Raw genomic sequence first — 16,203 nt, 5'->3', positions numbered from 1 at the left:
TTAACCGTGGCCATGGCGATTTTTGGCTCCATTGGCTTCTTCACCGTACACACGGGCATCCCCGCTATTGAGCTTGTCTTTATCCGCTGCATTTGTGCCACACTATTTTTAGGTGCTGTGTGGTGGCTAACAGGTGGGCATAAAACCGAGCGCTGGTCCAAAAAGGAAGTGCTACGCACACTAATTTGCGGCGTATTTATCGTGCTCAACTGGGTGTTTTTATTTAAAGCCTTTGAAGAAATGGCGATTTCCGTTGCCATCTCTATTTATAACCTAGCCCCCGTATTTGTGCTAATTTTAGGTACATTATTTCTGGGCGAAAAAATGACCGTACGCGCGGTTATTGCGATTATTGCCTGCTTTTTAGGCAGTATTTTTATTGTGGGCATCCACAACCTTACGTCACTTGACGATTTATTGTCGTCTGGCTTTATGTGGGCCATGTTATCTGCCGTATTTTATGCGCTAACAGTGTTTACGAGTAAAACCATCACTAACCTAAGCGCCTATGCCCTCACCTTTACCCAAACAATTGTAGGCATCGTCCTATTAGCGCCATTTGTAGACTTTGCGCTCTTTAACGGGCTTACGACCACTAATTGGCTGTATATTTTAGGCACAGGCTTTATCCATACCGGCTTTGTATTTTACTTGTTTTTTGATAGTGTGCGCGAGTTACCAACGCTTATTGTATCCGTATTAACCTTTGTGGACCCTGTTGTTGCGATTGCGCTGGATGTTATACTGTTAGGCTTTGCGCCAACAACATGGCAACTGTTTGGCATTGCGCTTATTTTTGGCGGTATTATTTACAGCCTTTATCACCCACCACAACGGGTTAAGGTGCTCAGTTAAAGGCAAAATAAAAAATGAGTCCGGTATACTACCGAACTCATTTTTTTAGTTTACGGGAACTGCTACACGCCAACCAAAAGTATCTTCAGTTGTACCTGTTTGAATGCCTGTAATCGTATCATAAATCTTTTGCGCGAGTGGCCCAATTTCGTTATTGTTAATAATCGTTTTATTGCCTTGGTACGCAAGCTCCCCAATAGGTGAAATAACGGCCGCTGTACCTGTACCAAATGCTTCTTCAAGCGTGCCATTGTTTGCTGCTTCAATTAACTCATCAATTGATAGGCGACGCTCGCTGACATTTTCGCCCCAGCTTTGTAGTAACTCAACTACTGATTTACGCGTAATCCCTGGTAAAATACTGCCGTTTAACGCAGGCGTTACAATCTCCCCGTTAATTTTAAAGAACACGTTCATTGCGCCAACTTCCTCAATGTACTTGTGCTCACAGCCATCTAGCCACAATACTTGCGAGTAGCCACTTGCTGCCGCTACCTCTTGCGCTTTTAATGAGCTCGCGTAGTTACCTGCCGTTTTAGCTGCACCTGTGCCGCCTTTAACCGCGCGTACAAACTCGCTCTCCACCGCAATTTTAACAGGATTAATCCCCTCTTTGTAGTACGCACCTACTGGTGACAGTAACACAATTAAGCGGTACATCGTTGACGGCGAAACACCTAAATAAGGCTCCGTCGCAAACATTACAGGACGCACATACAGTGCCATACCTGGTCGTGCAGGAATCCAGTCCTTTTCGATTGCGATGAGCTTCTTCATAGCCTCGATGACAAAGTCGCCATCCACACGCGGCATACAGAGGCGATCATTTGACGCATTTAAGCGCGCCATATTTTCGTCTGGGCGGAATAACGTCACATCACCTGCTTCGTTTTTATACGCCTTTAAGCCCTCAAATACCGTTTGCCCGTAGTGGAATACCATTGCAGCGGGGCTTACCGTTAAATCACCGTACGGCACAATGCGCGCACCATGCCAGCCCTCACCCTCCGTATAATCCATCATAAACATGTGGTCCGTAAATGTCTTACCAAATACCAGCGTATCTAAATCTGGTTTCTCCTTTGGTGTCGTTGTTCGTTCAATCAACATGTCCTCTACCTTCATCTCTCAACATCGCCTTTCGAAAAAGTCTACTAAATTATTAGAATATTCTTATTCTATCATAAACTATTACTTTAGGCAGTAGTTATTTCACAGCGTGCGTACGGAGTTCGATGACTTTATCAGCAGATGCTAGCGTAGTGTCTAAAAATCCTGCTTCATGCATTTTTTGTACCATTTCGTGCGGATCACTCACAATTTGCGGCAACTCGCCTTCACCAACAAAATAACGGTCTTGCGCAAAATCAGGATGCACTAAACGCACACGTATTGGCGATTGCCATGCCAATAAACGCTCAAGCTGGGCATAATCCGAAATAATATAATGCACAGGCACCGTTGGCAGTGGCTTTTGCAAAGGGTTATACCAACAACGCGGCATACCGAAGCGGCGCGCCCCCTCCATATCACTCGTTAACGAGTCACCAATCATTAACGCACGCGACTTATCAAAGCCCTCAAGCGCCATCATGGGCTCAAAAAAGCGGACATCTGGCTTTTGCACCCCAATTTCATTAGAGACAAACGTTGCGTCAATATATGGCCACAGCCCTGCACGCGTTAAGCGCGCCTCCTGCGTCGTCGCAATGCCGTTTGTCGCAATCGCAATCGTATACTGCTTATGTAAACGCTCAAGCATGTCACGTACACCCGCAATACTAAAGTCATCCTCCGCTAAACGCGCACGAAACAACTCATCTAACGCCTGTCCATCACCCGCAAGCTCAAACGCCGCCAGTAACTGCGTAAAACGCTCACTCATCAACGCCTCCACACCAATTTCGCCGCGCTCCGATGCGTCCCATAGCGCACGATTAATTTTAGTATACGTTGCCTGCACCTCATCATAAGGGCTTAATGACAACTCCTCAAACAAACGAGACAGCGAGTACAACTCCCCCGCCGGAAAATCCAACAACGTGGCATCCACGTCAAAAAATAAATGTGTATACATCCCATAACCTCCAATAAAAATAGACTACTCGCTAAGGAGTAGCCTTAAAAGAATGAATCGATTTTAAAGCTCGTTGCGTCACGTCCACTAAAGAATGCTTTAATGTTGTCAAACAACGCCTGAAAAACCGCCACCATATCGCCCAGCAAATTAAAATACCACAATAAGAAGATAAGCAGCGCCAGTAGCACAAAGCGCAATGAGCTTAGCGCACCAAACACCAACTTCAATACCAAATAGGCAATAATTGCGAGCACTAATAATACGATTAACTCCATAGTATCCCCGCTTCCTGTTACTTACTATAGTAGTATACGTCTTGCATGGCAAATGGTTTCATTTGGCCTTATTAATTATCAATTAAATCTAATACATCATAGTTTAAATATTCGATATTTCTACGCTTGGCTGTGTCTTTAAATAGTAAGCCCTTATCGCTCAATTCATTGAGGGCACGTCTAGCTGTTGTAGCGGCAATACCAAACACATCAGCCACCTGTACAGCCGTAACATTAGGCTCTCTAAACGTAAATACATAAATTTTTTCTTCAATTAGTGTCTCACATTGTTGTAATCCTTTACTTGCTATATCCTCTGCTTTATCCAATAGAATATTGAGCTTTTCTGTCATGCGAGCTGAAGCGCCTAAAAAGAACTGTAGCCACGCAAACCAATTAGGTTTTGCACCTCTTGTACCATTTAATAAATGATAATACTTCGCTCTTTGTTTTTCTAACTCCTCACTTACAAAGAAGATAGGTAGCGTCTCAAACCCTCTCTATCACAAATGAAACGTAATTTGTAGGTCTTGCTTAGGCTCTTGTTCGTTGATTTCTTTAATTTTTTTACCCATGGTTGTAATTAATGGTACAACTAACGCATTTCCCATGCAGAAGTAACGCATGCGATCTGCCATGCCTGCCGTCCAATTATCATCAAAGCCATTTAAGCGCTCACATTCCATTGGTGTTAAATAACGTTTTCGTCCATCCACCTCAATAATATGTGTACTACGATTTACGCTACCTTCACTTGTCAGCATAGTACGCCCTGGTAAAGCTAAATCATCAACTGGTGACATACCACCTTCTGAATAGAAATACGTATGCCCTGTTGCTGAAACACGTTCGATTTTCTTAGCACCACGTAGGTACGTAAATTTTTCGTCCTCAGCTTCGGTTAAATAATACATAGCATCCACATCATCTTCAATAATTGCTGCAAGTGTAGTAGGTGCAATTTCTTTAGCCACTGGCTGTGTTGTTGTCACCTTACCTTTTTGCATAATACCAGCTGTATAAAATTCAAACGAAAATTCATCTGAGATTGCGACAACATCCTCTGGCAACTCCGTAGTAGCATAGCGGTTTTTGTATGGTTCACCTGTTACTGGGAAGCTACTCGCAAAAAATCCCTCTTTAAATAATAATGCATCCTTCGCTAATGCCTGTTGCGCTTTGGCATACACCAACTCTGTTTTATAAGCAAAAATGAATACACGGCGACGGCGCTGAGCATGCCCATACTCTGCTGCATTAATAACACGCCACTCCACGTCATACCCTAAATCACGAAATACCGCTAACATCACTGCAAAATCACGTCCGCGCTGTTTAGACGGTGACTTTAACAAACGATCAACATTTTCAAGCAAGATAAAGCGTGGGTGACTGTTTTCAATCACACGTTTAATTTCCCAAAAAAGCACACCCTTTTTACCCTGAAGCCCCTTTTCACCCGCTAGTGAGCGCGCTACAGAGTAGTCTTGGCAGGGAAAACCTCCGACAACTAAATCCACATCTAACGCTTCAAACGTGGTGTTCGGCACAAGCGCAATATCCGTATTAACCTGTTCACCCTCACTAAAATGACTGGTATAACAGTCAAACGCATGTTGCGCTTTACGTGAAGGCTCCCATTGATTTGCCCAAACCGTTTTAAAGACAGACTTATCTGCGCGTTCTAAGCCAAGACGAAAGCCACCAACACCCGCAAATAACTCCACTACATTAATTGTTGTACTCATACTACGAACACCCTTTCTACAAACCTTAATTATAGGTTTTCTTGCTGTAAGTTTCAAGCACCTTACATTATGTTAGAATTAAAGCAAAGGAGGCAATATAATGAAAAAATTTGAAACAACAGAAGCATTAGTAAACTACTCAGCAACAGCTGAACAAAAGACATTTAGAGAATTATGTAAAAATAAACGCACAGTCCATAAAGGTGGCTTAGGGCATATTATAGAAGAAAGCTTTTTTGGCTATACCATTAACTCTAATAAGGAAGCCGACTTTAAAGAGCTAGGTATTGAACTTAAAGTTACACCTATCAAACTTAATAAAAATGGCTCACTCTCTGCTAAAGAACGCCTTGTATTAAATATCATCAATTATATGGAAGAGTACCAACAAACCTTTTACACCTCAAGCTTCTGGCAAAAAAATGAAAAACTACTTTTGTTCTTTTACCTATGGCAAGACAAAACAGATAGTCTTGATTTTACGATTACCAAAACCTACTTACATACCTTTAGTGAGGAAGACTTACTCATTATCCAAAATGATTGGAAGATTATTACGACCAAAATTAAAAATGGTGAAGCGCACCTATTATCAGAAGGTGATACGAGCTACTTAGGTGCAGCTACAAAAGGCGCGAATGCTTCAACTTTACGTGAACAACCTAATAGCCCCATTCTTGCTAAACAACGCGCATATTCGTTAAAAGCAAGCTATATGACCGCGCTCGTTCGCACATTAGTAGACCCTTCGCAACTTACCAAATTTACGACGAAAGATCAACTAAAACGACTCAGCCTGCCTGAAATTTTACAAAATAAATTTAAACCGCTTCAAGGCATGAAACTTGAGGATATCGCAACAACATATGACATTAAACTATCCAACGCCAAATCACGCGTCCCTCAACTCGTAAGCGGTGTATTAGGTATTAAAGGCACAAAGCTAGAGAACATCGAAGAATTTGCGAAAGCTAATTACCGCTTTAAAACTATTAGGCTAGAGCAAAACGGCAGTATGAAAGAACATATGTCTTTCCCACAAATTGATTTTAATGAGTGGTATCATACACCATTTGAAGATAGCTCGCTCTTTGAAATGTTTGAAGCTACCACATGGGTATTTGTGATTTTTGCTAAAGATGAGAGTGAGCAGCTCTACTTTAAAGACCTCGTTCTTTGGCATATGCCAAAACAACTTATTGACACTACTCTGCGTGATTTTTATGACACAACCCAACAAATTTTACACAATGGCGTTAGCGTCACACCAACTAAACGTGGTAATCGCAACAACCTGCCCAATGCAAAATTTAATGGTGTATGCCATATCCGCTCTAAAGCGCGTGATGGCAAAGACACCGTAACCTTGCCTTGCGGGGCTACAATTACCAAACAATCATTTTGGTTGAATAAGGAATTTATCTTAGACTTGTTATAAAAAAGAGGCTGGGACATAACTCGATTTTTAGGAAAGATATAAAATTTGAGTAGTAACTTTCTTGGCTAAATAAATTATTTATTGCACTTGAAAGCAAAAAAATGTGAGGCGATTTTGAAAATCGTCTCACATTTTTTCTTTTGTCCTAACCTCTTTTATTTTTCATCTAATTTTGAAGTCTTTTTGGCTGAATCCTCATACATAAACATGACTAATATAGATTTAGCGCTTGCCATTACTACATATAATAATCTTCGCTCTAGATCTCAATCAAATTTATCTCTTAAACGAACCTTAGTTTGTAGATTTACTAGGTGTCCTTCGGTGTTAACGTGCTTTGAATCATTTGCGTATTCTACATGCTCTGGACTTTCTGCAACTTTGTTAGCAAGTGCTCTAGCCACATCTTGTACACTGTCAGCTTTAGTATTACAAGATACCTGACGATTGCTTAGCAAATGCCATTTACTGGCCATTAATTTTAATAAATGCGTCATTTTTTACCTCCTCACTCATCGACTTGATATTGAGCACTTATACAATAAGATTGATGCGGACAATACTTACAATTTTTAGAAGGTTTTGCTTCGAATGAGTTGGTTGGATCAAAGATTGTCGCTATATTAACTGGTGTGATATTTTGCTTTAGTTTGCCTTTCAAGGCGGTTGTTAAACCAGGAAAGACGATATTTTCCTTTATTTTTTTGATATTTTTTGTAAAATTACGATATGCATAATTTTTAGAATGTTGGACAATGGAATCAACACGATATTGTTCAAATTGAGGGAAATAAGGTGTTAATTGTTCAGCGATTTTTGAAGCGTCACTTTCCCTACCTTTAATCTCTCTTGATAAACTTAGTGCCGTTTTAAACGTTGTGGAATATACAAACCCATGCACAAAATCTTCTGAAATTGTACTGTAAGGTTGTAGGATCCGACTATAATAAAAGCGTTTAGGGCAAAGTAGATATTCCATCTGCACTACTTCTTCATCAATGGTTTGTTTAAAACTTGCTAACTCACCAGCTGTAGGTAGAGGTAAATCGGCTTCATAAGTCTCAAACTCTTTATCCGCTGGGAATTGAATTGGGCTATACAATTTAGGTATAAAACCTAGTTGACGGACATACATGGTAGAATTGAGGTTATCATGATTACCGCGATTACTAAGCCACGAGCATTGTAAATTTTCAATCGAAAGAAATTCTAATGCAATGAAGAACAAAAACCTTGATATTTGTTTAACTGCCTTGTTGCGATTAAGAAACAATTGCACCGCTACATTTTCTTTTCCTAGTTCTTCTATAGTTTGTTGCGTTAATGGCCAAGGTAAACTTGCTTTCCCAAATGGCAAGCCGTGTTCATCTATCCCCGCTAACCATACTTTTTCGGGACGTTGTTTAAACATTTCACCGTCCACTTCTAGAAATTCTGTGATAATTTCCCCTTTATCTTCTTTGTCTGAGAACTTACCATTTAAATATAAATAAAGAGCTGAGTGGATATCATCATATAAGAAGTCTACTCTTTCTTTAATATTCTCTAAACGTCTAATCAATTGATTAAGCAATTTCAATTCTAAAGAATCCGTATCAACCGATAAATCACGCCGCTTCTGTAATAATAATCTCAGCTTCCTAAAATGCTCATCGATACAACTGGCGCCATCTTCAGAGCTAAATAAACTTTTCGCTAAATACTCTATTTCTTGGAAGAATTTGCGTATTTGTGCTATACGCTCTAAAGGCAAACTTAAATAACTAAGATTGCTAAAGGGTGTAGCGAACTGTGCTTCCCTCGTATTCACATCCGTAGCACCAAATAAGCCTAGAAGCTTTTCACTTTCCATGTATAACTTTTCAATTGTATTTTTCCATTGTTCTAAAGTTTCACAACCTTTAAAATAAGGGAAAATTTGTTTTAAATCATAGGTGTAGTTTCTAGCGTCTTCTTCAGTCTTTTCATCAACAAGCCAGCCGGAAGAAAAGAGTTCCATTATTAGACTTTCATGCAGCTTTAATTGTCCCTCTTGCCATACCTCATGGATATTAATCAAAAACCTTCCTATCGGATGAGATAAGAAATTTTGTTTGTAGCTATCTAACATAGGATATTGGGTCTGCAATAATTGGTTTAGCTGCTTAGCTTGTGGCGCAAATATTTTATTTTGTTCATTCCACTCAGTGGATTGTTCTCCCGAGTGCAAAGGAATGACGACATCTTGCAAAAAATCAAAAAATGTAGGATATTTTATAATTTCTTTTTTTATTGATGCTTGATTCACTCTTCCATCTTCATATCCTGATAAAAATTGCGTCCCTAATGTAGCTGATTGATTTTGTAACGTTTTAGTGATATGCCAATCAGATGACCAGCCATACTCTTCGTTAATAAACTGTTTTATAAAATCAAACGTGGTCGGAAAGCGCTCATCATAGTATTGAAAGAAAATAAGCTGAAAACCTAAACGCTCTAAATACTTAAAGAACACTTGCTGATTGGGAGTAATGAAATAAAAACCGTGTAAAAATATGGTGTTATTTTTTAGTAACTTAAACTGATTACGAAATTTTTGTGCCCCCACCGAACTTTGTAATAGATGACGATGCTCACTACATGCATCTGTAATTTTCTCAAAATCACTCCAGATTATTTGAAAAGCTCGTTCCTGTTTGGTTTTTACTTTTTCGTCTAAATCGGATGGTTTTTGCCCCGCCTCAACTAAAAACCTAATAGTTTCTAGTACTTGTTCTTTATTTGCTTTAAATGAATAGGCTAACTCTTCATTATTGAATTCATACTGCTGAATTTCACGAGATAAGGTAAGGTACTGTTGCAAACGATTTTCAGGATTATACCAATCTCTAGATAGTTCAAATTCCTTAATAACAGCATGTACCGTTATAACATTGCTGAAATTGCTTTTATATTTTTCTAAAATACCTTGCTTCACATTACCTGTAGCACAAATATGAAGCGCATCCGTCATATTAGTAAATTGGGGGTGTTGATACCATTCTGGTGTATCATATGTGTATACTTGTACCACTACTTTACTCCTCTCTGTGCTTGCTGTAATAATCCTGACCAAGTGTCTAAATCACCTGTCGACATGAATAAAACGACTCGTTGTTTAGCTCGGGTTAAGGCAACATAAAGCAACCTTGCTTGTTCTTTGCGCTCCTCTAATGTTTCAACTTTACTTAACTCACTATAATAATTATTGCAGCATACCTTTTGCGACATTTTAAATATCCATCCAACTTTGCGGCTGCCATCATTTTGTACTTTATCCTCAATATAAAATTCATTAGTAATTTGACCATATTTCGCATTTAGCATGGGCATAATAACCGTATCAAACTCTAACCCTTTAGCACGGTGCACAGTAGAAATCACGGTTTTTGCTTTACTGTTTTCTACAATCGGTGTATTTTCATTACGGTTTGTACTAATTTGTAAATTCAACCAAGTCACTAACGTGTACAATGTTAATTGCTGTGTAGAGAAAGTCTTTTCGATAATTAGCAATAGATGTTGCAAATATAAAATATACGTTTGCGCTTGGTGGTCTGCCATTTCTTCGCTCTGTCCTTGCTCCATAAAATAAGATTTCAAGTAGTGTAACGTATTATTTTCAGCAATTAGCAATTGAATGACTGACAATACACTATATTCTTTTAACTTTTCGACATAGGGCATAATCGTTTCATCCTTAATTGCTTTTAACATTTCATTTAATTTCGCTCGGTTTCCTAATGCTTTCAATAAACTATGCGGCTTGATTACAGCGTTAAAATACGGTGTATTTAGTCCTTCAATCATATAATTTAGATTATTAGGATAAAGTAAAGCTAATAGCAAGGAGTGGAAATGCCTTACAGCTAACGTAGTATAAAATGTACCGTCTAGATTTTCTACAGTTGGTATATTTATTTCTTCACAGACTTGTTGTAAGTACCCCGCTTGTTGATTGCTGTAAACTAGTAATGCTACTTGTTTATTTTCAGTACCATCTACATCCTGCAATGCTTTTCTAATCCATTTTTTAATTTCCTGCTTCGTTTGTTTTTGTCGAGGATTAACTATTTCCCAATTATCACTAACTTGCGATTGAATGTTGCTTCTTAATCTTGTTTCTTCAGAATATGGTAGTAGTTGCGGCTCCTGTTGCCCCCACGACATGAAATATTTATCCATTTCACTTAATAGATTTTGTGAGCTTCGGTAATTTATTCGTAAGGTTAATTCAGTCATTGTCGCATTAGCGCCTAACTTACGTTTTAGTTCATCAAATGAACGATAATCCGCTCCCCTAAATCGATATATACTTTGCTTAACGTCACCAACCACAAATAGTTTATAGTTGGCGATACGTTGTAACTGCGCAATAAATGCAATCTGTACATCATCGCTATCTTGAAACTCATCTATAAAAAGATAGCAATCTTGCTTCAATTGTTTCAATGCTAAAGAACCTTCTGCTGTAAAGGTTTTTAATTTTCTTATTACATCATTCATAGCTATCGCATTTAATGTACGTTTTCTTTTCTCAAGCGCTGTTTCACAGTGAGCGAATACATACTTAAATAAGTTTGCAAGTGGTTGCGATTGCGCTTCAACATCTCCCCAGTCAATCTTTTCTTTAATTTCTTCTTTAGATAACCCATTTTTCTCAAACTCTTTCCATAAATCCACGATATACTTATGCAATTCAAAATGTTGAATGCCATATACTTTAAAGAAATCATCCGGCATATGAGTTAGGTACTTATCAATCAAATCTTTAATAATGTCATACTTTTCGTTCGTAAAACTGCGCAACTTAATATTTTTACCATACCCTAATTCATGAGCTAAAGTTTCAATTACAGTTTTCGCATAGGAATGAATTGTACTAATTTGCATGTTAGCAACATCTTCCGCAAGAAGTAAGTACGCACTGCTCCCTGTTAGTTGTGCTAAAGTAATAAGTCGATCTTCTAAACGGTTTCTCATTTCATTTGTCGATTGATTGGTAAAGGTAAGCATGATAATTTCATCTAAAGCAGTGCCCCATACCTTGTGCAAATATAATATTCGATCTATCATAACGTGTGTTTTTCCTGTACCCGCTCCAGCTATAATCGCTTGATGACTATCTTTTCCAGCATGGATGGCTTGGTATTGACCTGCGTTAAACCATTCACATGTTTTTGTAAGATTGGCAAAAGCAGTTTTTTGTAAAGCACTCATTTTTCCATCGTTAATCTTTAACCCAGGTAATGATTTTTTCAAGATAAATACTTCAAGTTGATTTTTGTCAACAAATTCATCTGTTCCTCGCAATCCTCGCTGTAGTTTAGGGTCTGTTAAAAATAAATAAATTTTAATGCCGCTCTTTAGCTTTTTGACGATTTTCGCTGCATCCCATTCTTCTGCGGTATGAATAATCAGTAATTGCGAAAATAAAGGTTTTTCTGTTGATTCGCCTTCATAGTTTATATATTTCTCAACCGAATTTATAGGTTTATCTACCAATAAGTTGTCCACTTGGAAAAACTTTTGTATTTCTTGCCATCTCTCACTAGAAAACATTACAGATTTTTTATTATTGTCATAGTGTTTCATCTTAGCAATCAAAGCACTTTTAGTAAGAAAATCATCTTTAAGTAATGGCATAGGAAGATTAGGTTGTTTATCAAAACCACGTGCTTGCCACTCTGCTTTTGTGATTTCTGGTAAAGCAACTACAGTTTTAATTCTTTCGCTTTTTTTAAGCATACCTGCGTCTTTCAGGTTACCTTCTAACATATAGGTTTGCTGCATCGCTTGATGAAATGGCTGAATCGTCTTACTATGAAAGGTCGGAATCATATGCCATTCATTACCTATGATAAAATCAATCTCGTTAATTTTTATACCTTTTACTTCAATATTAAAAATACCTAACTCGCGGTGTACAAATAACACGTCGACTTCTCTATGAAAGCAACCATCCTTATGGTGCATAGGATAACCATTAATGCCAAAGAAATCTTGATTTTCAAAAGCAGTATTTAACTTTCTTGTAACTTCATATTCATACTTCATTCCACTTACTGCTATATCTCTCGAACCATAAATCATAGTAAGACCCCCCACTTTTTCCCTTATTTTTTATTATATCATGAAACATTTTTCTATCAACTTACTTACACCTTATAAACATAAGCAATTATTATAAACATAATTTTTAATGCGTCTAAATGCACTTTACAGACTTTTTATTTTATAATGTAGTCAATTTACTAAGTATTAAATTATCCGAAGAAACTATTTAAATATACTAAATACAACTTTTAAAATATAAAAAATGAACGTCTACTTCTCTTAATTATGAGTTTGTAGACGTTCATTTTTCTTATTTGTATTTTGCTAAGTTTAAAAAACCTATTTTTGCATCGCTCACTAACGACCTGTCTAGATACATATTTCCGCATTCACATGATGTTTCCGGGATATAAATACAATTATAACAAGCAGCACCATTAGAATTATTTAACCCTTGACCGGTGCTCTTACTGAGTTCCGTACATACAGGGTCGGAGCTGCACCAATACGCTTTCTTCAGCGCTTTATCAATGAGGTGGAATACTTTACTCTTGTGCCCCATTCTCACCAATCCACCAAATGTTCCCTCTGCATCACCTGCAGATGTGTAAATAAGCACTGCTACTTGGTTTTCATTAATATAAAGCCTTTCTCGAATAGAAGCCATATTATAACCACTTGTATTTGCAATCTCTTCTATCATAAGATGGGCAAACGAATGAACCATCATACTCCTTGGGCCCTCAATCATCTCAGGCATATAATGATTCATATTGGCTATCCGCTTCAAATAATTTTGAAAGTAGTGTTGAACGTTAGGATCGTTTTCCCACTTTTTAATTTCATTTAAATCAAACTGAATAAAAATACCTTCTCCGAATACGCTATATGCCGGCAACCACTTTTGGTTATCATCGATTTGTTGCTGATACATTAAATCGTAACTCTTTTTAAATGTATAATTTCCTTCCTCGTCCATCGAACTTAATCGTTTAAAACCCGCTAAAGCTGTAGTTTCTCTTAGCTTAGTAACACGGTTTACTAGTGAGATAACATTTTGATATTTTCCAGCATAGTTTACTGCATCTTCTTCTTCTTGATTCCACTCCTTATAGACTTTCAAGTAATTTTCATTCTGAGCACTTTGTAAGATACGTCCCTCTTTTTCACGCAACATCATTGGTGATAATCCTTCCTCAGTAAGTTCTTCATCTGTTGCACTCATATAAAGAATTGTTTTTTCACAATCTTCTCTTGCAAACCCTTGAACACTTAGCGCATTATAAAGCGTATCCACTTTATCTTCAAAATTTGTTATTTTAGACAGTATACGATGAATGGCTTTTTGACCCTGCAAATAATCAATTAGTTTGTCCACATTTTGATTCTTTTCGCCTGGCAAAGAAATCACACTGACCTTTTGCGGTAAATAGACATTGATAGAATTTCGTAAAATCGCAACTGTCGGCTCGTTACATTCTTCATGCTCATCGCCACACCAGGCCTTATGTCCACTACAAATGAACTTTCTCTCATCAGCATATAGCTCTTCTGTTAAAGCAGAGCTATTTTGACGCTTAGCTGTAATCCCCCTTAATGAACGCTCACTACCACATGAACACTTAACCTTCCATGAATCTAATGTAGCGCCCCCACTTGTATTAAGTGAGAGCTTCCCTTTACAAAATCCCCCTTCATGCACCCATTCCATCCATGGAAAATCAGAGATATGACCTTGCTTACATATTGTAATAAAAGGCACTTGTTTCATATAACGTCTTTGATCACAAACTTTACAATATACTTGAGAAGTTCTTAAACCATACTCTAACTTATCCATTGTTTTACAAAAAGGACAATAATGCCATAATGGAAAACGTAACATTGGAATTGTTATTTTCGCATTGGGAATACCTTCATTTGTATCCCTATAATCCGGTGGCGTATATAATTTATTAACGCCTAGAAAACCTTTTAGTCTAGGCTCGTAGACTTCAAATTCTTCAAGGCTCTGATTAGCCATATTATCTTTATTGAACCAGTAATCTAAAGCACCTACAATTGCTGTTTCACCTTCTGGACTTACAATTAGGGAGCCAGGTCCATTTGTACTTACTAACTGGCTTCTTCTTAACGGTATTTTTTTCACTTTAGCAAGTCTCCTAACGCATCCTCTATTATTTCTTCTTTTGCATGGTCTTTATTGACACTCGTTGTTATTTCTCCGTAACTAGTGGCGTCTACGCTTCGTAACGAATTTATCATCGGTATGGCATCAGGATACAACTCAGGCGCAGCGGGATCACCACTGATATACATTATGCCTTGCATGCCATCATCAGCTTTCCAAGTATTATAATTTCCAGCCATTATTAAGTCATGAAACTCTCGATATTTAGCATCGAAGTAATCATTCTGTTCGGGATCAATTAGTTTTAATCGCGCCTTAATATTTCGGATAAACTGTTTAAATTTAACATCTATAAGGATTTCTTTATATCCTTCCACATTAGGCTCTATAGCCATTGTTTTAGAAAATCTTTGTCGTAAAAATGCAATAACAATTGCTGCTAAACCTCGATCTAGACTAGCATCTGAAAATGGGGTAACACTTGTCGTTTCAACTTGAGCGTATAAACGCTGGTGATACTCATTAAAATGTTCAAAATGAGATTTATCACGTGAACTACGATTTGAATATAAGGTGAATATTACGCCTGGACGTTCAAACCAACGTCTGCCTACACGACCAGTGACTTGAATATACTGAGCTGTTGTTTTAGGTTGTCCTACCACAGCCATCAATGACAACCTATCAATATCTACACCTACTTCAATAATATTAGAAGCAAGGCAAACATCTAAGACATTTTTTGCATTGTTAGATGTTAGCTCTATTTTTAATTTATCAAGTGTAGCAGCTATTTTATTACTTTGAATACGTGAAGTTAGCTCTAATGGGTGTTGAATAAAGCGCATTTCAGGGTAACCTTCTCGATTTTTTATAGCATTCATATACGTAGGTATATCCATTGAACATAAATTAATACCTGCGCCCAAGTCACGCAAACTGTTATAAAATGCCAATAATGTCCAATACGGGTCTCTTTCCTTTTCTGGTAAACGCTTCCCTTCTTCTAAAACACTAGAGAAAACTTTAACTTGTGACATGAGGAGACCAACATTTGTAGTATAGATACCTACATACTTTCGACCAGGTAAAGCAATACCATCTTTATCGGTTGCTACCTTAGCAAAAAATGAGTCATCTATATCTAGACCTGGGCTAGGAAATAGCTTTGCTTTGGTACGTCCAAATAAAGATTTCGCTTGAATTTCGAATTCTTTAATTGTTGCTGTGGCAGAAATAATCTTTGGCTTTATACGCTTCCCATTAATAACTTTAGTACAAAACTCTTCAATTACCATTTCATACAGTCCTGCAAGCGTTCCTAAAGGGCCTGATATTAAATGTAGTTCATCTTGAATAATCAAATTTGGTGGTGTTACGACTTGCTCACCACTTTCGCCGATGCCAAAAATTGAACGTGCTTTAGGATTCCATGTGAGTTGCACAAACTTATCGACTGTGCCAATTAAAAAGGTAGGTTGCTTTTCATAAATAGCTTCATCAATAAAGTAAACAGGAATTTCGTCAAAGAAATCACACTCTTTATCCAAACAGTGAGATATAAATTGTTGCCCATTCTTTTTATAACCTAATACTGGTAT

12 protein-coding genes are annotated in these 16,203 nt (G+C 37.7%); 2 read left to right on the top strand and 10 right to left on the bottom strand.

Annotation, left to right across the window (positions count from 1 at the left end; translation table 11 throughout):
* Nucleotides 1-855, top strand: an 855-nt coding sequence (locus tag CH76_RS11855; RefSeq protein WP_235190397.1) for a DMT family transporter, incomplete at its 5' end; no start/stop codon positions are given.
* Nucleotides 856-900: 45 nt separating this feature from the next.
* On the opposite strand, the gene CH76_RS11850 is transcribed toward CH76_RS11855, so the two are convergent.
* The 5 genes from CH76_RS11850 to dcm all read right to left on the bottom strand — a co-directional run bounded on the left by CH76_RS11850 (nt 901) and on the right by dcm (nt 4,958).
* Nucleotides 901-1,980: a branched-chain amino acid aminotransferase gene (locus tag CH76_RS11850; protein WP_036146600.1), complete on the bottom strand. Its 1,080-nt coding sequence runs from the start codon at nt 1,978-1,980 to the stop codon at nt 901-903.
* An 82-nt stretch (nt 1,981-2,062) separates the two neighbouring features.
* On the bottom strand, nt 2,063-2,932 hold the full coding sequence (locus CH76_RS11845) for a YjjG family noncanonical pyrimidine nucleotidase (RefSeq protein WP_051910351.1): 870 nt from the start codon (nt 2,930-2,932) through the stop codon (nt 2,063-2,065).
* 44 nt (nt 2,933-2,976) lie between these two features.
* Nucleotides 2,977-3,210, bottom strand: coding sequence for a hypothetical protein (locus tag CH76_RS11840; RefSeq protein WP_036146598.1), 234 nt, complete (start codon nt 3,208-3,210; stop codon nt 2,977-2,979).
* 71 nt (nt 3,211-3,281) lie between these two features.
* A complete protein-coding gene (locus tag CH76_RS11835) occupies nt 3,282-3,563 on the bottom strand; it encodes a DeoR family transcriptional regulator (protein WP_051910350.1) in 282 nt (93 codons plus the stop codon).
* 150 nt (nt 3,564-3,713) lie between these two features.
* A complete protein-coding gene (gene dcm, locus CH76_RS11830; protein ID WP_036146595.1) occupies nt 3,714-4,958 on the bottom strand; it encodes a DNA (cytosine-5-)-methyltransferase in 1,245 nt (414 codons plus the stop codon).
* Between the two features lie 100 nt (nt 4,959-5,058).
* On the opposite strand from dcm, the gene CH76_RS11825 reads away from it, so the two are divergent.
* Nucleotides 5,059-6,396 (top strand): Sau3AI family type II restriction endonuclease, encoded by a 1,338-nt coding sequence (locus CH76_RS11825; RefSeq protein WP_036146592.1) that lies wholly within the window; start codon nt 5,059-5,061, stop codon nt 6,394-6,396.
* Nucleotides 6,397-6,662: 266 nt separating this feature from the next.
* On the opposite strand, the gene CH76_RS11820 is transcribed toward CH76_RS11825, so the two are convergent.
* From CH76_RS11820 to CH76_RS11800, 5 genes are all read right to left on the bottom strand, one after another.
* Nucleotides 6,663-6,893 (bottom strand): hypothetical protein, encoded by a 231-nt coding sequence (locus tag CH76_RS11820; protein WP_036146589.1) that lies wholly within the window; start codon nt 6,891-6,893, stop codon nt 6,663-6,665.
* A gap of 11 nt (nt 6,894-6,904) precedes the next feature.
* A complete protein-coding gene (locus CH76_RS11815; RefSeq protein WP_036146586.1) occupies nt 6,905-9,448 on the bottom strand; it encodes a hypothetical protein in 2,544 nt (847 codons plus the stop codon).
* Nucleotides 9,448-12,507 (bottom strand): UvrD-helicase domain-containing protein, encoded by a 3,060-nt coding sequence (locus CH76_RS11810; protein WP_036146582.1) that lies wholly within the window; start codon nt 12,505-12,507, stop codon nt 9,448-9,450. The genes CH76_RS11815 and CH76_RS11810 overlap by 1 nt, the downstream gene beginning before the upstream one ends.
* A gap of 274 nt (nt 12,508-12,781) precedes the next feature.
* A complete protein-coding gene (gene drmB, locus CH76_RS11805) occupies nt 12,782-14,620 on the bottom strand; it encodes a DUF1998 domain-containing protein (RefSeq protein ID WP_036146579.1) in 1,839 nt (612 codons plus the stop codon).
* A partial coding sequence (locus tag CH76_RS11800; protein ID WP_036146577.1) for a helicase-related protein occupies nt 14,617-16,203 on the bottom strand: 1,587 nt, incomplete at its 5' end. The genes drmB and CH76_RS11800, both read right to left, overlap by 4 nt.

The sequence above is a fragment of the Lysinibacillus sp. BF-4 genome, assembly GCF_000743635.1.
Classification (GTDB): Bacteria; Bacillota; Bacilli; order Bacillales_A; family Planococcaceae; genus Metalysinibacillus; species Metalysinibacillus saudimassiliensis.
Note: the sequence above shows the minus strand (reverse complement) of the source record. Positions and strands in the feature narration are given on the sequence as shown.

Bases quoted from the DNA above. Each gene is read 5' to 3' on its own strand.
- CH76_RS11850 (WP_036146600.1), bottom strand. From the start codon at position 1,980: ATGAAGGTAGAGGACATGTTGATTGAACGAACAACGACACCAAAGGAG.
- CH76_RS11845 (WP_051910351.1), bottom strand. From the start codon at position 2,932: ATGTATACACATTTATTTTTTGACGTGGATGCCACGTTGTTGGATTTT.
- CH76_RS11840 (WP_036146598.1), bottom strand. From the start codon at position 3,210: ATGGAGTTAATCGTATTATTAGTGCTCGCAATTATTGCCTATTTGGTA.
- CH76_RS11835 (WP_051910350.1), bottom strand. From the start codon at position 3,563: ATGACAGAAAAGCTCAATATTCTATTGGATAAAGCAGAGGATATAGCA.
- dcm (WP_036146595.1), bottom strand. From the start codon at position 4,958: ATGAGTACAACAATTAATGTAGTGGAGTTATTTGCGGGTGTTGGTGGC.
- CH76_RS11825 (WP_036146592.1), top strand. From the start codon at position 5,059: ATGAAAAAATTTGAAACAACAGAAGCATTAGTAAACTACTCAGCAACA.
- CH76_RS11820 (WP_036146589.1), bottom strand. From the start codon at position 6,893: ATGACGCATTTATTAAAATTAATGGCCAGTAAATGGCATTTGCTAAGC.
- CH76_RS11810 (WP_036146582.1), bottom strand. From the start codon at position 12,507: ATGATTTATGGTTCGAGAGATATAGCAGTAAGTGGAATGAAGTATGAA.